The organism is Xanthomonas boreopolis (assembly GCF_046529185.1).
Classification (GTDB): Bacteria; Pseudomonadota; Gammaproteobacteria; order Xanthomonadales; family Xanthomonadaceae; genus Pseudomonas_S; species Pseudomonas_S boreopolis.
The window spans coordinates 1,695,268-1,713,627 of sequence record NZ_CP097162.1 but is presented as its reverse complement, the minus strand read 5'-3'; the positions used below and the strand labels follow the sequence as shown (position 1 = coordinate 1,713,627).

Below are 18,360 nucleotides of genomic sequence, written 5' to 3'. Positions count from 1 at the left end.
CGGCCGCCGCTCCGGAGCCGCTCCGCCGCGAAAGGGATCACCCCAGTTCGTGGCAGTCCGCGCGCCGCACTTCCTCGACGAAGCGGCGCATCTTGTCGCCGTCCTTGATGCCCGGCGACAGCTCGATGCCGCTGGACACGTCCACGCCCCAGGGCAGCGTCGCGACGATCGCGTCGAACACGTTGTCCGGGGTGATGCCGCCGGCGAGCAGGAACGGCCGGTGCAGCCCGGTCGGCAGGCGCGCCCAGTCGAAGGTCAGGCCGCTGCCGCCGCTGGCGCCCGGCGCATGGCTGTCGAACAGGAAGCCGGACGCGTTCGGGTGCGCCAACTGCAGGCCGCGCGCGCTGACCTCCTCGCTGCCGCCCATCGGCACCGCCTTCAGGTACGGCAGGTTGAAACTGCGGCAGAACGCGTCGTCTTCCTCGCCGTGGAACTGCAGCAGGGTCGGCCGCACCGTGCGCAGCACCTCGCGCACTTCCTCCTTCGGGTTGTTGCGGAACAGCGCCACCACGTCGACCATCGGCGCGATTGCCTGGCGCATCGCGCGCGCCTCGGTCGGCGCGACCCGGCGCGAGCTGCCGTGCGCGAAGATGAAGCCCACCGCATCCACGCCCAGCTCGCCGGCCAGGCGGATGTCGCCCGCCCGGGTCATGCCACAGAACTTGATGCGGGTACGGTAGAAGGTTCGGCTCATAGGGTGACCTCGGGTGGCAGGCGCCATTCTGCCGGATACAGCGGCCCGACGAAGACCAGGCCCTGCGGGGGGGCGGTCGGGCCCGCGAGGGTGCGGTCGCGCCCGGCGAGCAGTTCCGCGATCCACTCCACCGGCCTTTCTCCGGCTCCGACCAGAATCAGCGAACCGACGATATTGCGCACCATGTGATGAAGGAATGCATTGGCCTGCACGCCGATCTCGACCAGGTCGCCATCGCGGCGCACGTCGATCCATTGCAACTCGCGGCGCGCGTGCAGCGCCTGGCACTGCACGCTGCGGAACGCGCTGAAGTCGTTCTCGCCCAGCAATGCCTGCGCGGCATCGTGCATCGCCGCCGCGTCCAGCGGCCGGCGTTCCCAGCTCAGGGTCTGCCGGTGCAGCGCCGGGCGCACCTGGCGGTTGAGCAGGCGATAGCGGTAGCGGCGCGCCCGCGCCGAAAAGCGGGCGTTGAAGTCGTCCGCCACCGGCACGCACCAGCGCACCGCCACCGAAACCGGCAGGCGCGCGGTCGTGCCCAGCATCCAGCCGCGCGGCTCGCGCTTCGCTTCGCTGTCGAAGTGCACCACCTGGCATTCGCCGTGCACGCCCGCGTCGGTACGCCCCGCGCAGACCACCTGCACCGGCGCGGCGGCGACCGACGACAGCGCCTCCTGCAAGGTCGCCTGCACGCTGGGGCCGCCATGCTCGCCGAGCTGTTGCCAGCCCAGGAACTCGCTGCCGTCGTATTCCACGCCCATGGCGTAGCGCATCGGAACCTCTACTGATTGGATCTTGGCCGCACTTGCCGGAACGATTGCCGCCGCGGCAGCGACACGGACACGATGGAACCTTGCGTTCGAACCGCCACGCACGAGGCGGCGGAGCCTTGCCGAGCGAGCCGTTCGTCGAAGCCCTGCGCGGCTTTCGCCGCCCCGCGGAGGACGTGGCTTCAGCCGATCCGGCTGAGCAAGGCGGACGCCTCGGCACGCGCGTCCGGGTCCCCGCTCGCCGCCACCTCCAGCAGCAGGCTGCGCGCGGTTTCCTTGTCGCCCAGGTCCAGATAGGCCACCGCCAGCTCCAGCCTGTCGCGGCCGGCCGGGGCCGGATTCAACGGGGCGATCGAGGGCGCCTCCGGAGCATGCCAGGTCGGCCCCCACGCGGCCGGCAGCGGACGCTCTTCGAGCGGTTGCGGCGCCTCCGCGACGGGCGCTTCGGGCTCTTCGCTCCTCGCGATGCGCTCGTCCGCGCGCAGGGACGCTTCCTCGATCTCCACGTCGTGGTCGAATTCGCGCTCGCCGATCACCGGCTCGTCCTGCACGGCGGCCGGCGCGGTCGTCGTCGCGCCGAACGCCGCGCCGTCGAAGCGGCGCGGCGGCGCGGCGAACGGCGACGGCTTGCGCCGCCGCGAAGCCAGCCATGCGGCGATGCCCGCGAGCACCAGCACCACGCCGCCCCACAACCACATCGGGAAACCGCCGGACCCGTCCGCAGGCCGTTGCTGGGCCAGGCGCTGCTGCGCCGCGGCCAGGTCCGTATCCTTCATCGCGATCAGCCTGGCCTGCTGCTGTTGCAGCTTTTCCAGCTCCGCCACGCGCGTGCGCAGCTCCTGGATCTCGGCATCGCGGGTGGCGACGTCTTCCCTCGCCTGCTGCAGTTGTTCGTTCACGAGCCTGTCCCCTTCGCCGCCGGCTCCGGTGCCGGTGGTCGTACCTGCCTTGTTGCCGTCGCTGGCGACGGCCGGCGCGATCTCCAGCCGCGCGCCGGTCGCCGCGGCCGGCGCGGCGCTCGCCGCCCGCGGCGTCGCGCCCGCTTCCGCGGGCTGCGGAATCGGCGCGCGCGCCTGCCGCCACTGCGCGGCCTGTTCGCGCACGATCGCCCGGGCCTCCGAGGCGCCGATCTGCGCCAGCTCGTCCTGCCGCGGCGTGCGCAGCACCGCGCCCTGCTTGAGCCGGTTGATGTTGCCGCCGATGAAGGCCTCCGGATTGGCCCGCAGCAGCGCCAGCATGGTCTGGTCGAGCGAATAGCCGGCGCCGCGGTTCAACTGCATGGCGATCTGCGACAACGTCTGGCCGCGCCGCACCGGGGCCAGGTTCTCGCCCGGCGCCACGGGGGATACCGGTGCGGCCGGCGGCGGACGCTGGGGCCTGGCTGCCGGTGCGGCTGGCGCCGCGGCCGGTGCGGCGGCTGCCGCATCCGCCGATGGCGCGGCAGCCGGCGCCGACTCGCGCACGATCGCGTCGCTGTTGCCCGCCTGGGGCGCCTCGATCGCCGGCTCGGCGATCGCGGTGGCGGCATTGGGCGCGTCGACCAACGCGGAATACTCGCGCACCAGCCGGCCGCTGCCCCAATCCACCTCGATCAGGAAACCGATCGCCTTCTGCTCGACCGGCACGCTGCTGGTGACCCGGATCACCGCGCGACCGCGCGCATCCTGCGTGAACTGGAACTGCAGGTCGTTGACCAATCCCGTGGGGCGTTCCAACCCGACCCGCTCGAAAGTCTCCGGCGAGGCCAGCGCGACGCGCGCGCTCTCCAGCTCGCCCGGCTCGTTGGAGATCACCGGGATCTCGGCGACCAGCGGCTGCCCCGGCCCGGACAGCACCCGGATGTCGCCCAGGCCCAGCGCCGCCGCCGCGCCGCTGCAAAGCGCCAGGACCAATGCACCCAGACCTTGTAACGGGCGCAATGCGCCCCTGCCGCTACGTTTCATGGGCGCCAATATAGCCGCAAGCCCCTGATCCGAATACTGCGCGTGGCGCGCGCGGTGCCGATCGGCATCGGGTGGCCGCGTTCCTTCTTCCTCTCGGCTCGCACACGCCTGGATACCGCCCCCAAGGCCGTGGGTCGGGCGCAACCGCGCCGCAAGGCCCCCCGATGGCGACATGGAAGAACGCGTCGCCGCGCATCGGCCCGGGAATCCATCGCGGAGCCCGGATCGTTTCCCGACCGGGCGGGCCACGATGCCTTCTTCGATGCGATGGTTTCCAGTTCCCTCGACACGGCTTTAGCCCGCTCTCTCGCCGCAACCCCTCTCCGACGGGAGAGGGGCGTCGATGGCCGGCACCGCATCGCCGGCCGGGCTTCAGCCTTCCTGCGCGACCAGTTCGGCGAGCTGCACCGCGTTGAGCGCGGCGCCCTTGCGGATGTTGTCGGCCACCACCCACAGGTTCAGGCCGCGCGGATGCGAGAAGTCCTCGCGGATGCGGCCGACGAACACCGGGTCCTTGCCGGAGGCATGGGTCACCGGGGTCGGATAGCCGCCGGCCTTCTGCTCGTCCACTACCTCCACGCCCGGCGAACGGCGCAGCAGCTCGCGCGCCTGTTCCGGGGTGATCTTCTTCCTGGTCTCGATGTTCACCGCCTCGGAGTGGCCGTAGAACACCGGCACGCGCACCGCGGTCGGGTTCACCAGGATGTTCTTGTCCTCCAGGATCTTCTGCGTCTCCCAGACCAGCTTCATCTCTTCCTTGGTGTAGCCGTTGGGCTGGAACTCGTCGATGTGCGGGATCAGGTTGAAGGCGATCTGCACCTGGAACTTCTTCGGCTCGATGTCCTGGAACGCGAGCAGTTGCGCGGTCTGCTTGCCCAGCTCCTCCAGGCCCGAGCGGCCGCCGCCGGACACCGACTGGTAGGTGGCCACGTTGATGCGCTCGATGCCGTATTCCTTGTGGATCGGGCCCAGCACCGGCATCAGCTGCATGGTCGAGCAGTTCGGATTGGCGACGATGCCGCGCGGACGGTTCTTGAGCGCGTGCGGGTTGACCTCGGAGACCACCAGCGGCACGTCGTCGTCGTAGCGGAAGGTGGAGGAATTGTCGATCACCACCGCACCAGCGGCGGCGAACTTCGGCGCGTACTCCTTGGAGACGCCGCCGCCGGCCGAGAACAGCGCGATGTCCACGCCGGCCGGGTCGAAGGTCTCCAGGTCGAGCACGTCGACCTTCTCGCCCTTGTACTCGATCTGGCTGCCGGCCGAACGGGCCGAGGCCAGCGGGATCAGCTTGCCGACCGGGAAATCGCGCTCGGCCAGGATGGACAGCATGGTTTCGCCGACGGCGCCGGTGGCGCCCACGACCGCGACGGTGAAACGACGGGCAGGGTTGTTCATTGCGGACCTTTGGATAGGAAACGAAGTTTGATAACGGCACATGGATGTGCCGCGCTCTTGCGAGGGAATCGCACCAACGGGTTCGGGGAACCTCCGGATACGGCCGCGGAGGTTCCCTATCGTTTCTCGCCGGTTTTGCCCGCGCCCGCGGTGCCGCCGGCCGCCTTGGCCGCGTCGAGGTTGATCGCGCACGGCGGGTGGCCGGCATCGGGACCGACGCCCAGCGCCGCGACCAGGTTGTCCACCGCCAGCTGCACCATCGCCCGGCGCGTGGCCAGCGAGGCGCTGCCGATGTGCGGCGTGAGCACCACGTTGCGCAGCGCCAGCAACTCCGGGCGCACCTGCGGTTCGCCCTCGTAGACGTCGAGCCCGGCCGCCGCCAGGCGGCCGTTGGCCAGCGCGTCGGCCAGTGCCAACTCGTCGACCAGGCCGCCACGGGCGACGTTGACCAGCGTCGCGGTCGGCTTCATCTTCGCCAGCGCGGCCGCGTCGATGACGTGGTGCGAGGCGGCGCTGTACGGCAACACCAGCACCAGGTGGTCGGCCTGCGCCAACAGCGCGTCGAAGCCGACGTAGCGCGCGCCGACCTCGCGCTCGACGCCTTCCGGCAGCCGCGAGCGGTTGTGGTACAGCACCTTCATGCCGAAGCCGTGGTGGCCGCGGCGCGCGATGCCCTGGCCGATCCGGCCCATGCCGAGGATGCCCAGCGTGGCGCCGTGCACGTCGGCGCCGAGCATGGTCTTGAACGACCACTGCCCCCACTGCCCGTCGCGCAGCCAGCGCTCGGATTCGGTGATGCGCCGCGCCGCCGCCATCAGCAGGGCGAAGCCCAGGTCGGCGGTGGTCTCGGTCAGCACGTCGGGCGTGTTGGTCGCCACGATGCCGGCCGCGCTGAGCGCGGCGATGTCCAGGTTGTTGTAGCCGACGCCGACGTTGGCGATCGCGCGCAGCCTCGGCGCGCCGGCGATCTCGGCCTCGCCGATGCGCTCGTTGAGCGTCACCAGCGCGCCGTCCAAAGGCGCCAGCTTCGCCGCCAGTTCCTGCGGCGAATACGCGGTCACGTCCGCGGTGGTGGCCAGATCGAAATGCTCGCCCAGCTGCGCGACGACGTCGTCGAACAGCGGCTGGCTGACCCACACGCGTGGCCGCGACTCAGCCATCGACGCTCCCCGGGATGCGCGGCGCGACCTCGCCGACGTCGCCGCATTGGGCGCGATGGCGCAGCGCCTGGTCCATCAGCACCAGCGCGACCATCGCCTCGGCGATCGGGGTGGCGCGGATGCCGACGCAGGGATCGTGGCGGCCGGTGGTGACCACCTCGACCGGGTTGCCGTCCACGTCCACGGTCCGGCCCGGCAGGCGCAGGCTGGAGGTGGGCTTGAGCGCTATCGAGGCGACGACCTGCTGGCCGGTGGAGATGCCGCCGAGGATGCCGCCGGCATGGTTGCTGAGAAAACCCTGCGGCGTGATCAGGTCGCGATGCTCGGTGCCCTTCTGCGCCGCGCTGGCGAAACCGTCGCCGATCTCCACGCCCTTGACCGCGTTGATGCTCATCAGCGCCGCGGCCAGTTCGCCGTCGAGCTTGCCGTAGATCGGCTCGCCCCAACCGGGCGGCACGCCATCGGCGACCACGTCCACGCGCGCGCCGACCGAGTCGCCGGACTTGCGCAGCGCGTCCATGTAGGCCTCCAGCGCCGGCACCTGCGCGGCGTGCGGCCAGAAGAACGGATTGTCCTCGACCGCGCTCCAGTCGAAGCCCTCGGGCCTGATCTCGCCCAGTTGCGACAGGTAGCCGCGCACGCTCACGCCGTGGCGCTGCTTCAGCCACTTCTTCGCGACGACGCCGGCGGCCACCCGCATCGTGGTCTCGCGCGCGGAGCTGCGGCCGCCGCCGCGCGGATCGCGGATGCCGTACTTCTGCCAGTAGCTGTAGTCGGCATGGCCGGGGCGGAACTGCGCGGCGATGGTGGCGTAGTCCTTGCTGCGCTGGTCGGTGTTGCGGATCAACAGCGCGATCGGCGTGCCGGTGGTGACGCCTTCGTAAACGCCGGACAGGATCTCGACCTCGTCGGCCTCGCGCCGCGCCGAGGTGTGGCGGGTCTTGCCGGTGGCGCGCCGCTGCAGGTCGTGGGCGAACTCCTCGGCGGCGATCGCCAGGCCCGGCGGGCAGCCGTCGATGACGCAGCCGATCGCCGGCCCGTGCGATTCGCCGAAGGTCGTGACGGTGAACAGCTTGCCGAACGAATTGGAGCTCATCGCTGCGCGGCCAGCTCCGCGATGCGGGCGTTGTGGCGGATCAGCTCGCGGCACTCCACCGCGAAGATGCCCATCTGCCCGACCTTGAACTCGATCCAGGCGAAATCGACCTCCGGCAGCAGCTTGACCAGGTGCTGCTCGGAATCGCCGACCTCGCAGATCAGCAGGCCATCCTCGCTCAGGTGCAGCGGGGCGTCGCGCAGGATCTTCAGCACCAGGTCCAGGCCGTCCTCGCCGGCGCGCAGGCCCAGCTCCGGCTCGTAGGAATACTCCTTCGGCAGGGCGTCGGTCTCGGCGTTGGTGACGTAGGGCGGGTTGGTGACGATCAGGTCGTAGTGGCGGCCGGTCAGCCCGTCGAACAGGTCGGACTTGAGCAGCGTGACGTTGTGCGCGAGCAGGCGCTCCTTGTTCTCGGCCGCCAGCGCCAGCGCGTCGTCGCTGATGTCCACGCCGTCCACGTCCCAGTTCGGGTTGTAGTGGCCCATGGCGATGGCGATGCAGCCCGAGCCGGTGCACAGGTCGAGCGCGCGGTGCACGTCGCGCCCGGCCAGCCAGGGCTCGAAGCCGGCCTCGATCAGCTCGGCGATCGGCGAGCGCGGCACCAGCGCGCGCGCGTCGCTCTTGAAGCTCAACCCGGCGAACCAGGCCTCGCCGGTCAGGTAGGCGGCCGGCACGCGCTCGTCGATGCGGCGCTGGAACAGCGCCAGCACCGCGTCCTTCTCGGCGCGCAGCAGGCGCGCCTGGCCGTAGGCCGGGCCGAGGTCGTGCGGCAGGTGCAGCGCGTGCAGGACCAGCTGGGTGGCCTCGTCCAGCGCGTTGTCGTAGCTGTGGCCGAAGGTCAGGCCGGCTTCGTTGAAACGGCTGGCGCCGTAGCGGATCAGGTCGATGATCGTGTGCAGTTCGTCGGCCGCGGCGGCAGTCATGGCAACAGCTGGGTCAGGTCGGCCCCCGATTATAGGGTTCCCGCCGGTATGATTGAGCGTCTGTTGCATCGGAAACGTCCATGTTCAACCGGAATACCTTGATCGTGCTGGTGGTGGCGCTGGCCGCCGGGCTGGGCCTGCTGCTCGGGCAGAAGCTGCTGGGCGGCGGCAAGCCCGCGCCGTGGCCGGACACCCGCACCGTGACCTTCTACCCGCAGCCGCGCACCCTGCCCGACTTCAGCCTGCGCCAGTCCGACGGCACCCAGCTGGTCCCGGGCGAGCTCAAGGGCCATTGGACGCTGGTGTTCCTCGGCTTCACGTTCTGCCCGGACGTGTGCCCGACCACGCTGGCCGACCTGGCGATCGCGCAGAAGCAGTGGGAATCGATCCCCGACTCGCTGCGCCCGCGCGTGCTCTTCGTCTCGGTCGACCCCGACCGCGACCCGCCGGCGAGGCTGGGCGAGTACGCCCATGCCTTCCACAAGGACACCCTCGCCGCCACCGCCGACACGCCCTCGCTGGAGCGCTTCGCCACCGCGCTCGGCTTCGTGTTCCAGAAGGTGCCGGGCAAGCACTTCGACGAGAACCCGAACGACTACAGCATGGACCATTCGGCCGGCATCGCCGTGCTCGACCCGGAAGGCCGCCTCGCCGGCCTGATCCGCCCCCCGCTCGACCCGCAGGCGATCGCCGCCGACTTCACCAAGCTGACCCAGGAAACCGCCCCTTGAGTTGTAAAGCGTGTCATGCACTCTTTCATGAGTGCGAAGTCCCTTGGGGCGCGGCGAGCCAAGGCGCGCAACGCAGGATCGGCGCGTCCCAAGGGACTTCCCGGAGGGTTGGTCGTCAGCGGCACGGAGCCAGCGCCGCGCGGCTTGCCTTGGCCGCCAGCCGAGACTGCCCCACGCAACACACGCTCCGCACCGCTGACGACCAACGCATCTCATGAAAAAGTGCATGACACGCTCCATTACCACCCTGACCTACGCCCTGCCGCACCGCCTGCTGTCGTCGCTGGCGCGCCGGCTGGCGTATTCGACCCATCCCGCGATCAAGCAGCGCCTGATCGACACCGTAGTGGCCAAGTTCGGTGTCAACCTCGCCGAGGCCGCCGAGCCCGATGCCCGCGCCTATCCCAGCTTCAATGCGTTCTTCACCCGTCCGCTGAAACCCGGCGCGCGCCAGGCCGACCCGGACCCGCGCACCCTGCTGATGCCGGCCGACGGCCGCATCAGCCAGCTCGGCCCGATCCAGGCCGGCCGCATCTTCCAGGCCAAGGGGCAATCCTTCACCGCCGCCGAACTGCTCGGCGACGAGGCCGCCGCCACGCCGTTCAACGACGGCCTGTTCGCCACCGTCTACCTGTCACCGCGCGACTACCACCGCGTGCACATGCCGTGGACCGGCACGCTGCGCGAGACCGTGCATGTGCCCGGCCGCCTGTTCAGCGTCGGCCCGGACGCGGTGCGCAACGTGCCGAGGCTGTTCGCCCGCAACGAGCGGCTGGTCTGCCACTTCGACACCGACTTCGGGCCGATGGTGCAGGTAATGGTCGGCGCGCTGCTGGTGTCCGGGGTGGAAACGGTGTGGAGCGGCGTGGAAATCCCCGCCTATGGCGACCGCATCACCCGCAAGGACTGGCGCGGCAAGGGCATCGTGCTGGAGCGGTTCGCCGAGATGGCGCGGTTCAACTACGGCTCCACGGTGATCGTGCTGTTGCCGCCCGGGGTGGCCGCGTTCGCCCCGGGGTTGCAAGCGGAGAGTCCGGTGAAGCTCGGGCAGGCGCTGGCGCGGCGGGACTGAGTTTTTCCTTATCCCTCCAGGGATGAAGGCGTGTTGTCCGGTGCCCCCTTCTCCCCTCGGGAGAAGGGCCCGCAGGGGGCGGATGGGGGTTCGGGCGAAGCCTCATGGGATTTAAACAAGGCTGGGGGCGTCGCCCCCGTACCCTCGGCCCGTCCCACCCCATTTCCCACCCACGCCAGCGGCGCGGAAGAGAGGGGCACTACTTGCCCGCGGCCTACTTGTCGCAACCCTGCAGCTTGATCGTCTGCCCCGGCTTGATCGCATAGGCCGGCGCCTTGAGCCCGTTGGCGCGGGCAAGCTCCTTCAGCTCGCACTGGTACTTCTGCGCGATGCGGCCCAGCGTGTCGCCCTTGGCGACCTTGTAGCTGCGCGCCTGCTTCGCTTTCGGCTTGGCCGGCTCCGGCCGGCCGGTGGCCACCGTGGTCGGCACGCCGGCGGCGATCGGGGAGGCATCGCCCACCGCGACGCTGCCGGTATAGCTGTTCGGCGCGGGGCGCACGATCGCCGCGTTCAGGTCGGCGGTGATCAGGGTCCGCGCCAGGTCGGCGCGCGGGCCGCTCACGCAGTACCTGTTGTACAGCCCGACGATGCGCGTGTTGGCATTGATCAGCGTGCCCGCCGGGATCCAGCCGTCCGCCTCGTAGCGCGGGTTGAGGTTGCGCAGCACGCGCATGTAGCCGTCGCGGGTACCGGCGCTGCCCAGGCAGATGGTCAACTCGTAGATCGTGGTCGACTTGGCCAGCCGCAGCGTGGCCGGCTGCGCGTTGATCTTGGGGAATTCCACCCCGTACTGGCGCGGATGCAGGAAGATCCATGCGGCGGCGATCACCATCGGCACGTAGTCCTTGGTCTCGGCCGGGAACTGCTCGTAAACCGACTGGTCCCAGAAGTTGCGCCCGCCCGTCTGGGCGAACACGCGCGCCGCGCGGCCCTCGCCGCCGTTGTAGGCGGCCAGCGCCAGCTCGACGCTGCGGTTGAGTTCGGCCAGGCGCTCGTTGATGTAGCTCGCGCTGGCCTCGGCGGCGCTGCGCGCATCGAAGCGGGTATCGAAGCCGGTGCCGTCCGGCCCCAGGCCGAAGCGCGCCGCGGTCGCCGGCATGAACTGCATCAACCCGGCCGCGCCGGCGCGCGAGCTGGCGTGCACGCGGCCGTTGGACTCCTTGGCCATGATGCCGAACAGCAGCGCTTCGGGCAGGCCGCGCTTCTGCCATTCCGGCCACATGATCGCGCGCAGGTTCTCGTAGTTCTCGTAGCTGGTCAGCAGCGCCGGCCGCAGGTCGGTCAGCCAGCGCCGGATGCCGGCCTGCACCGCGGCGTTGTACTGGACCATGTCGTCGAAGGCATGGCGGTGGTCGTTGAGCAGGTCGGCGGCGCGCGCCGCCTCGGGCACGTCCGCGGCGAGCGGGCCGATGTGGTCCGGATCGGCCTCGAGCAACTCGTCGCCCTCCTCGTCGCTGGCCGCCGCCTCGGCATCGACGTTGGCCTTCAGCAGGCGCTTGTAGCCGGCCAGCATCGTGTTGACCTGGCAACCGCGCAGCTTGAGGCAGGCATCGATGACGTCCTCCATGTCCTCCAGCGCGGCGTCGGTCTCCGCCTGCCCCCTCGGGTCGGAGTTGTTCACCAGCACCATGCCGTCGCGGTAGCGCTTCTCGGCCGCGGCCATGCGCTGGTCGAGCGCGGCGATCTTCTCCTCGCGCGAGGCCGCGTGCGCGGCGGGCAACAACGACATCAGGAGGGCGACGGCCAGGGTCGACCGGAGGGGCGGCGCGAATCGGGAAAGCGGCATCGTGGGCGGGCGCGACGGAAAGGCCCGCAGGGTAGCCGCCGGCCGTGCGCCGGAGCAAGGCGACTGGCGCCGGGAGGACAGTCCGCCGTTAGAATCCGGTCACCTCCCATCCGCAGACCGCCATGGACCCGATCCTGCTCGGCAAAGGCATCACCGACGACATCCAGGTCGTCCTGAATCCCCGCTTCGGCAACCGCCATGGCCTGGTGGCCGGCGCCACCGGCACCGGCAAGACCGTCACCCTGATGACCCTGGCCGAAGGTTTCTCGCGGATCGGCGTGCCGGTGTTCATGGCCGACGTGAAGGGCGACGTGGCCGGCCTGGCCACGCCCGGCGATGGCAACGACAAGCTGCTGCAGCGCGCGAAGGACATCGGCGTGGCCGACTACGCGCCCGGCGCCAGCCCGGTGGTGTTCTGGGACCTGTACGGCCAGCTCGGCCATCCGGTGCGCACCACCGTCAGCGAGATGGGCCCGACCCTGCTGGCGCGCATCCTGGAACTCAACGACACCCAGGCCGGCGTGCTCGACATCGTGTTCAAGCTCGCCGACGACCGCGGCCTGCTCCTGCTCGACCTGGACGACCTGCGCGCCCTGCTCAACCTGGTGGTCGAGGAACGCAAGGAAGTCTCCACCGAGTACGGCCTGATCGGCGCGCAGTCGGCCTCGGCGATCCAGCGCGCGCTGTTGCGGCTGTCGCAGGACGGCGGCGAGGGCTTCTTCGGCGAACCCGCGCTGGACCTGGCCGACATCATGCGCACGGCCCCGGACGGCCGCGGCGTGATCGGCATCCTCGCCGCCGCGCAGCTGATCCTCAAGCCGCGCCTGTACTCGACCTTCCTGCTGTGGCTGCTGTCGGAGCTGTTCGAGCGGCTGCCAGAGGTTGGCGACCTGGACAAGCCCAAGCTGGTGTTCGTGTTCGACGAGGCCCACCTGCTGTTCGACGACGCGCCGCCGGCGCTGGTGCAGCGCATCGAACAGGTGGTGCGGCTGATCCGCTCCAAGGGCGTGGGCGTGTACTTCTGCTCGCAGTTCCCCGACGACGTGCCGGACAACATCCTCGGCCAGCTCGGCAACCGCGTGCAGCACGCGCTGCGCGCCTACACGCCGCGCGACCAGAAGGCGGTGAAGACCGCCGCGGAGACCTTCGTCGCCAACCCCAAGCTGGACGTCGCCACGACCATCTCCAGCCTGGGCACCGGCGAAGCGCTCGTGTCCACGCTGCAGGACAAGGGCGTGCCGATGCCGGTGCAGCAGACCCTGGTCGCCCCGCCGCGCTGCCGGATGGGCGCGATCACCGACGCCGAGCGCGCCCAGGTCCGCGCCACCAGCCCGGTCGGCGGCAAGTACGACACCGCGGTCAATCGCGAATCGGCCGCCGAGATGCTGGCCAAGCGCGCCGGCGAGCAATCCGCGAAGGCCGGCGTCCCGCCCGCCCGCACCCGCGAGCAGGACGAGGCGCAAGCCGGCAACGACTGGGGCCAGGCGGTCAAGGACGTGGTGTTCGGCACCAAGCGCCGCCAGGGCCTGCTGGAAACCATGGCCAAGCAGACCACCCGCACGGTCGGCAGCAAGCTCGGCCAGCAGATCGTGCGCGGCATCCTCGGCGGCATTTTCGGGGGCAAGCGCTAGCGCGCCGTCGCTCCACCCGGCCCTCCTGCATGCCGGGTGGGGAAAGGAACCCGGGCACGGCCACTCGAACATCGGCATATCGCGCGGGAGCGGAATCCCCCCGCGCGGGCAGCGCACGAATGCGCCCGCGGGAGCCTCGGGCGCCACGGCAGGCCATGCCACCGACCCGATTGCACCGCCGCTGCCGTTCCCACCAAAATCCGCCATCGACACTCAGGGGAATGTCATGGAAGACCGTCGTTACCGGACGCGGGCACGGTCCGGCCACAGCGCCGCACCCGCACCGTTCTGGACCCGCACCCGCGCCATCGCCTTGTATCCGCTGCAGGGCTCGGCGCTATGGACGCTGGTCGCGTTGACCCTGTGCAGCCTGCTGGGGATATTGCCGGGCGTGGGCTGGATCATCGCCATCGCCACCTGGCTGGCGATCTACAAGTACGCCTTCGAGATCCTGCGCCACACCGCCAACGGGCACCTGGAGTCGCCCCAGCACGGCTTCGACGTCGGCGACGGAACGGTGCTGCGGCTGATCCTGCTGATGATCCTGATGGTCGCCGCGGTGGCGGCCGTGGCGCTGCTCACCCGCAGCCCTGCCCTGACCGGGGTGGCGTTGCTGCTCGCCGCGCTGCTGCAGCCGGGATGCGTGATCTCGCTGGCGCTGGACGGCTCGTTGCGCAGGGCGCTCAATCCGGCGGTATCGCTGGGCCTGGCCACGCGCATCGGCTGGCCCTACCTGGCCGCATTCGGCCTGCTGTTCGTGATCCAGGGCAGCGCCTTCACCGCCAACCGCTGGCTGCACCGCTACCTGCCCCCGGTCTTGGACGACCTGGCGATCACCGTGGTCTCGATCTGGGGCCTGTTCGCCACCTTCCACCTGATGGGCTACCTGGTCTACCAGTATCACGAGGTGCTGGGCTTCGAGCCCGACGCGCTGGACGCACCGGACCGGCATGACCCGGACCGGCCCCTGCTCGACGAGGCCGAGGGGCAGGTCCGCGACGGCCACCCCGAAGCCGCGCTGGAGACGCTGCGCGCCGCCGTGCGCAGCCGCGCCGTGGGCCTGCCGGTGCACGAGCTCTACCATCGCTTGCTCCGGCAGGGCGCGCGCCGGGACGAACTGCGCGAACACGCCCGCCATTACGTCTCGCGCCTGGTCGACGAGCGCCAGGAACGGCGCGCGCTCGCGCTGATGCGGGAGATGCTCGACCAACAACCGGATTTCGTCCCGGCGCAGGACGCCCAGGCGGCGCTGCTGGCCGAGCGCGCGCGCCTGGCCGGCCAGTACCAGCTCGCCAGCGACATCCTCTCGGCGATGCTGAAGACCTGGCCACGCTCGCCGCAGGCGCCGCAATGGTCGCTGGATGCCGCGATGCTGCTGGCCGAGCGCTTCGGCCGCGACGACGATGCCCGCGCGCTGCTGCAGCAAGGGCTGGCGGCCAGCGAGGACGAGGAACAGCGACGCAAGCTGCAGGCGGCGCTGAAGGCGCTGTCGGGGACGGATATCGCGGCGGCACGCCCATGACGCCCCCGCCGCCCCGGCGCGGCGCGGCGGTTACAGGTTGTCGAGCAGGAAGCGCGCCTTCGCCGCCTGCGGCTGGTCGGCATAGCGTTCGGCCACCAGGCCCAGGATGCGCCGCTGCCCCTCCGGCGCGTTCTGCTCGGCATGGCGCATCGCCAGCGACAGCCACGCCTGCGCCACCCATTCGCGCGACGCATCCGCCTGGCCGGCGGACTGCAGCAGCGCTTCCGCTTCGGCGAGCAAGCCCAGCTCGCTCCAGCGGCGCGCCAGCGACAGCAACTGCCGGGCGGGCAACGCTCCCGGCGGCAGCTCCTGCAGGATGGCGCGCTGCGCCCGGGCCTGCTCCGCGTCCGTCGCCGTCAATGCCAGCAGTTCCAATGCGCGATCGCGCAATGCGCTGCGCTGGCCCGCATTGCGCGCCACCCGGCAGCGCGCCAGCGCCACGTCGAAGCGCTGCGGCTGCTCGGCGGCCAGGTCGGCCAGCAAGCGCTCGGCCTCGAGGTTCTCCATCCTGCCCAGGTGCCGCTGCGCGCGTTCCCAGCGATCGTCGCCGGTTCCGGCTTCGCCGGCGTCGTGCATGAAGTCCGGCCGGGTCTGCCGCGTCAGCACCAGCACGCCGCCCAGCAACGCCCCGGTCACCAGGCCACCGGCATGTGCATCGAAGCCGATGCCCTTCTCGCCGCCGAAAAGCAGGTTGTACAGCTCCCATCCCAACCATAGCGGCAGCAGCACGATCGCCGGTGCGCGCGCGTAGTCGAACACCACGCCGAACCAGTAGAAGAAGCGCACCGGGCGCCGCCCCCACACCACGCAGAACGCTCCCATCAGGGCCGCGATCGCGCCCGACGCGCCCAGCCCGCCGCCCGGCTGCCCCCAGCGCCACAGCAGGCTCGCCGCACTCGCGCCGAACGCCCCCAGCACGTACACCGCCAGCAGCCGCAGCGGGCCGATCGCGCCTTCCAGCAGCAGGCCCAGCGCGACCAGGAACAACATGTTGCCGACCAGGTGCATCACCCCGCCATGCAGGAACGCCGCGGCCAGCATGCGCCAGGGCGACCATTCCGAACTGCGCAGGTTGTGGCGCAGCGTGAACACCTCGCCGAGCAATGCGTCGTAGCGCCGGCGCAACGGCTCCCAGGCCGACTCCTGGCCCGCGTCCTCGAACAGGCCTCCCGCGGCCAGGGCGCGCTGGAACGCCGGATCGTTGACCGTGCCGGCCGCCACGTAGGCGAACCGCAGCGGCTCCGGCTGCCGGCGCAACTCCGCCAGTGCGTCGCCGCGCCCGGCCTGCTGCAGGTAGCGCTCGTAGGCCGGCAGTTCGTAGCGGCCCAGGCCGGATTCGAGGTAGTACGCCCGTGCCCGCGCGAACGCCGCATCGTCCCCGGCTTGCAGGCCGAAGAACACCAGCACGTTCGCCAGCACCAGCAGCATCGTGATCCACGGGAAGGTCTCCCGGTCCAGCGGCTTGTGCAGGGGCAGGATGAACATCGCGACACTCCATGTATCGATGGCCGCGCAGCTTCGGCGATCGCCGCGGGACACGCAAGCCGGCAGGCGCTAGCATCGTGCGCCCGTACCTGGCCCCCTCCCGCAAAGCATGAGCCGCTGGCGTCCCCCCGCAGAGAAAAGCACCGCCCTGATCACCCCCGGAGGCCACGCGCGGCTGAAGGCGGAGCTGGACGAGCTGTGGCGGGTGCGGCGGCCTGAGGTGGTCAAGGCCCTGGCCGCGGCGGCGGCCGAAGGCGACCGCTCCGAGAATGCCGAGTACACCTATCGCAAGAAGCAGCTCGGCGAGATCGACCGGCGCGTGCGCTACCTGAGCAAACGCCTGGAAAGCCTGCGCGTGGTGGACACCGTGCCGTCCGATCCGGAGGCGGTATTCTTCGGCGCGACGGTGGAGTTGGAGGACGCCGACAGCGGCGAGGTCGTGCGCTACCGGATCGTCGGTCCGGACGAGACCGATGCGGCCCGCGGCTGGATCAGCATCGACTCGCCGCTGGCGCGCGCGCTGCTGAAGAAGCGCATCGACGACGAGTTCGAGGTCCAGCTGCCGGGCGGCCGGCATCGCTTCGCGGTGCTGGCGGTGGAATACGCGGATTGAACGATTGTGGGGCTCCGGTCCCGGCGAGGCTCTACCGGTAGAGCCTCGCCGGGACCGGAGCCCCTCCCACAGCGGCGTTCAGACGACCCGCAGGTCCAGCGCGCGCGGCCCGCCCAAGCCCGCGTTCTGCGCCGGCAAGGCTTCGCCGAACAGATCATGCTCGTCGCTGTCGGTGATCTCCACCTGGACGAACTGGCCGACCCGCAGCTTCGCCTCCCCGGCGTTCTGGATGTGCACCAGGCCATCGATCTCCGGCGCGTCCGCCTTCGAACGCGCCACCGCGACGCCGTCCTCGATCGCATCGACCAGGCACTGCTGCACGCTGCCGATCTTGGCTTCCAGCTTGGCCGCGGAGATCGCCGCCTGCTTTTCCATGAAGCGCGCCAGGCGTTCCTGCTTCACCGGCTCCGGCACCGGGTCGGGCAGGTCGTTGGCCGCCGCGCCTTCCACAGGCGAATAGGCGAACGCGCCGACGCGGTCGAGCTGGGCCGCGTCGAGGAAATCCAGCAGCGCCTCGAACTCGGCCTCGGTCTCGCCCGGGAAACCGACGATGAAGGTCGAACGCACCGTGATGTCCGGGCACAGCTCGCGCCAGCGCAGCACGCGCTCCAGGGTCTTGTCGACCGCGCCCGGGCGCTTCATCAGCTTGAGGATGCGCGGGCTGGCGTGCTGGAACGGGATGTCCAGGTACGGCAGGATCTTTCCTTCGGCCATCAGCGGCACCACGTCGTCCACGTGCGGGTACGGGTACACGTAGTGCAGGCGGGTCCAGGCATCCAGTTCGGACAGGCCCTCGCACAGCGCCTTCATCCGCGTGGCGTACTCGCGGCCCTGCCAGGTACCCGGCGCGTACTTGCGGTCCACGCCATAGGCGGAGGTGTCCTGCGACACCACCAGCAGCTCGCGCACGCCGCCGCGCACCAGCCGCTCGGCCTCGCGCAGCACTTCGTCGACCGGCCGCGACACCAGGTCGCCGCGCATCGACGGGATGATGCAGAAGCTGCAGCGATGGTTGCAGCCCTCGGAGATCTTCAGGTAGGCGTAGTGGCGCGGGGTCAGCTTGACGCCGTAGTCCGGCACCAGGTCCACGAACGGATCGTGCCGCGGCGGCAGCGCGGCATGCACGGCCTGCATCACGCTGTCGTAGTCCTGCGGGCCGGATACCGCCAGCACGTCCGGGTACTGTTCCCGGATCAGTTCGCTGCGCTTGCCCAGGCAGCCGGTGACGATCACCTTGCCGTTCTCGTTCATCGCCTCGCCGATCGCGTCGAGCGATTCGGCCACGGCCGAGTCGATGAAACCGCAGGTGTTGACCACCACCACGTCGGCGGCATCGTAGGACGGCACGATGTCGTAGCCCTCGACCCGCAGCTGGGTGAGGATGCGTTCGGAATCGACTAGCGCCTTCGGGCAGCCAAGGCTGACGAAGCCGACTTTGGGGTTCGACAAGGACATGGGAAACGAGGGGGGCCTGGGTGGGATGCGGCCTGGGGCCTGAGCCGGCGGATTATAGCCGGCCGCCGCAGGCCGGCCTGAATG

Annotated in this window: 15 protein-coding genes; 5 read left to right on the top strand and 10 right to left on the bottom strand. The window is 70.6% G+C overall.

Going from position 1 to position 18,360, the window contains the following annotated elements:
- Nucleotides 1-37: 37 nt before the first annotated feature.
- The 7 genes from M3M27_RS07590 to prmB all read right to left on the bottom strand — a co-directional run bounded on the left by M3M27_RS07590 (nucleotide 38) and on the right by prmB (nucleotide 7,981).
- Nucleotides 38-694 (bottom strand): phosphoribosylanthranilate isomerase, encoded by a 657-nt coding sequence (locus M3M27_RS07590; RefSeq protein ID WP_140718846.1) that lies wholly within the window; start codon nucleotides 692-694, stop codon nucleotides 38-40.
- Nucleotides 691-1,464: a tRNA pseudouridine(38-40) synthase TruA gene (gene truA, locus M3M27_RS07585; protein WP_140718847.1), complete on the bottom strand. Its 774-nt coding sequence runs from the start codon at nucleotides 1,462-1,464 to the stop codon at nucleotides 691-693. The genes M3M27_RS07590 and truA overlap by 4 nt, the downstream gene beginning before the upstream one ends.
- 179 nt (nucleotides 1,465-1,643) lie before the next feature.
- On the bottom strand, nucleotides 1,644-3,404 hold the full coding sequence (locus M3M27_RS07580) for a type IV pilus assembly protein FimV (RefSeq protein WP_434027658.1): 1,761 nt from the start codon (nucleotides 3,402-3,404) through the stop codon (nucleotides 1,644-1,646).
- 372 nt (nucleotides 3,405-3,776) lie between these two features.
- A complete protein-coding gene (locus M3M27_RS07575) occupies nucleotides 3,777-4,802 on the bottom strand; it encodes an aspartate-semialdehyde dehydrogenase (protein ID WP_140718849.1) in 1,026 nt (341 codons plus the stop codon).
- A gap of 116 nt (nucleotides 4,803-4,918) precedes the next feature.
- Nucleotides 4,919-5,962, bottom strand: a complete 1,044-nt coding sequence (locus M3M27_RS07570) for a 2-hydroxyacid dehydrogenase (RefSeq protein WP_434027657.1) — start codon at nucleotides 5,960-5,962, stop codon at nucleotides 4,919-4,921.
- Entirely contained in the window at nucleotides 5,955-7,058 is a 1,104-nt protein-coding gene (aroC, locus tag M3M27_RS07565) for a chorismate synthase (protein WP_434027656.1), read from the bottom strand. Before aroC ends, M3M27_RS07570 begins: the two co-directional genes overlap by 8 nt.
- On the bottom strand, nucleotides 7,055-7,981 hold the full coding sequence (prmB, locus tag M3M27_RS07560; RefSeq protein ID WP_140718852.1) for a 50S ribosomal protein L3 N(5)-glutamine methyltransferase: 927 nt from the start codon (nucleotides 7,979-7,981) through the stop codon (nucleotides 7,055-7,057). Before prmB ends, aroC begins: the two co-directional genes overlap by 4 nt.
- An 80-nt stretch (nucleotides 7,982-8,061) precedes the next feature.
- On the opposite strand from prmB, the gene M3M27_RS07555 reads away from it, so the two are divergent.
- Both M3M27_RS07555 and asd read left to right on the top strand, forming a co-directional pair.
- Nucleotides 8,062-8,712 carry an SCO family protein gene (locus M3M27_RS07555; RefSeq protein WP_140718853.1) on the top strand — a complete coding sequence of 217 codons (651 nt, stop codon included), beginning with the start codon at nucleotides 8,062-8,064 and terminating at the stop codon, nucleotides 8,710-8,712.
- A gap of 226 nt (nucleotides 8,713-8,938) precedes the next feature.
- On the top strand, nucleotides 8,939-9,784 hold the full coding sequence (asd, locus tag M3M27_RS07550; protein ID WP_140718854.1) for an archaetidylserine decarboxylase: 846 nt from the start codon (nucleotides 8,939-8,941) through the stop codon (nucleotides 9,782-9,784).
- A gap of 214 nt (nucleotides 9,785-9,998) precedes the next feature.
- On the opposite strand, the gene M3M27_RS07545 is transcribed toward asd, so the two are convergent.
- Nucleotides 9,999-11,570, bottom strand: a complete 1,572-nt coding sequence (locus M3M27_RS07545; protein WP_434027654.1) for a transglycosylase SLT domain-containing protein — start codon at nucleotides 11,568-11,570, stop codon at nucleotides 9,999-10,001.
- A 122-nt stretch (nucleotides 11,571-11,692) separates the two neighbouring features.
- Between M3M27_RS07545 and M3M27_RS07540 the strand changes: the two genes are divergently transcribed.
- A complete protein-coding gene (locus tag M3M27_RS07540; RefSeq protein ID WP_434027653.1) occupies nucleotides 11,693-13,201 on the top strand; it encodes a helicase HerA-like domain-containing protein in 1,509 nt (502 codons plus the stop codon).
- Nucleotides 13,202-13,427: 226 nt separating this feature from the next.
- Nucleotides 13,428-14,723 (top strand): hypothetical protein, encoded by a 1,296-nt coding sequence (locus M3M27_RS07535; RefSeq protein ID WP_434027652.1) that lies wholly within the window; start codon nucleotides 13,428-13,430, stop codon nucleotides 14,721-14,723.
- Between the two features lie 30 nt (nucleotides 14,724-14,753).
- Here M3M27_RS07535 and M3M27_RS07530 read toward each other — a convergent pair whose 3' ends face one another.
- The gene (locus M3M27_RS07530) at nucleotides 14,754-16,208 is read right to left on the bottom strand and encodes a rhomboid family intramembrane serine protease (RefSeq protein ID WP_434027651.1); all 1,455 of its coding nucleotides are present in this window, start codon (nucleotides 16,206-16,208) and stop codon (nucleotides 14,754-14,756) included.
- 109 nt (nucleotides 16,209-16,317) lie between these two features.
- Here M3M27_RS07530 and greB point away from each other — a divergent pair, with 109 nt between their 5' ends.
- On the top strand, nucleotides 16,318-16,821 hold the full coding sequence (gene greB, locus M3M27_RS07525) for a transcription elongation factor GreB (RefSeq protein ID WP_140718859.1): 504 nt from the start codon (nucleotides 16,318-16,320) through the stop codon (nucleotides 16,819-16,821).
- A gap of 78 nt (nucleotides 16,822-16,899) precedes the next feature.
- On the opposite strand, the gene rimO is transcribed toward greB, so the two are convergent.
- On the bottom strand, nucleotides 16,900-18,276 hold the full coding sequence (gene rimO, locus M3M27_RS07520) for a 30S ribosomal protein S12 methylthiotransferase RimO (RefSeq protein ID WP_434027650.1): 1,377 nt from the start codon (nucleotides 18,274-18,276) through the stop codon (nucleotides 16,900-16,902).
- Nucleotides 18,277-18,360 lie beyond the last annotated feature (84 nt).

Bases quoted from the DNA above. Each gene is read 5' to 3' on its own strand.
- aroC (WP_434027656.1), bottom strand. From the start codon at position 7,058: ATGAGCTCCAATTCGTTCGGCAAGCTGTTCACCGTCACGACCTTCGGC.
- M3M27_RS07580 (WP_434027658.1), bottom strand. From the start codon at position 3,404: ATGAAACGTAGCGGCAGGGGCGCATTGCGCCCGTTACAAGGTCTGGGT.
- prmB (WP_140718852.1), bottom strand. From the start codon at position 7,981: ATGACTGCCGCCGCGGCCGACGAACTGCACACGATCATCGACCTGATC.
- M3M27_RS07530 (WP_434027651.1), bottom strand. From the start codon at position 16,208: ATGTTCATCCTGCCCCTGCACAAGCCGCTGGACCGGGAGACCTTCCCG.
- rimO (WP_434027650.1), bottom strand. From the start codon at position 18,276: ATGTCCTTGTCGAACCCCAAAGTCGGCTTCGTCAGCCTTGGCTGCCCG.
- M3M27_RS07545 (WP_434027654.1), bottom strand. From the start codon at position 11,570: ATGCCGCTTTCCCGATTCGCGCCGCCCCTCCGGTCGACCCTGGCCGTC.
- M3M27_RS07570 (WP_434027657.1), bottom strand. From the start codon at position 5,962: ATGGCTGAGTCGCGGCCACGCGTGTGGGTCAGCCAGCCGCTGTTCGAC.
- M3M27_RS07575 (WP_140718849.1), bottom strand. From the start codon at position 4,802: ATGAACAACCCTGCCCGTCGTTTCACCGTCGCGGTCGTGGGCGCCACC.
- M3M27_RS07540 (WP_434027653.1), top strand. From the start codon at position 11,693: ATGGACCCGATCCTGCTCGGCAAAGGCATCACCGACGACATCCAGGTC.
- M3M27_RS07535 (WP_434027652.1), top strand. From the start codon at position 13,428: ATGGAAGACCGTCGTTACCGGACGCGGGCACGGTCCGGCCACAGCGCC.
- M3M27_RS07555 (WP_140718853.1), top strand. From the start codon at position 8,062: ATGTTCAACCGGAATACCTTGATCGTGCTGGTGGTGGCGCTGGCCGCC.
- asd (WP_140718854.1), top strand. From the start codon at position 8,939: ATGACACGCTCCATTACCACCCTGACCTACGCCCTGCCGCACCGCCTG.
- truA (WP_140718847.1), bottom strand. From the start codon at position 1,464: ATGCGCTACGCCATGGGCGTGGAATACGACGGCAGCGAGTTCCTGGGC.
- greB (WP_140718859.1), top strand. From the start codon at position 16,318: ATGAGCCGCTGGCGTCCCCCCGCAGAGAAAAGCACCGCCCTGATCACC.
- M3M27_RS07590 (WP_140718846.1), bottom strand. From the start codon at position 694: ATGAGCCGAACCTTCTACCGTACCCGCATCAAGTTCTGTGGCATGACC.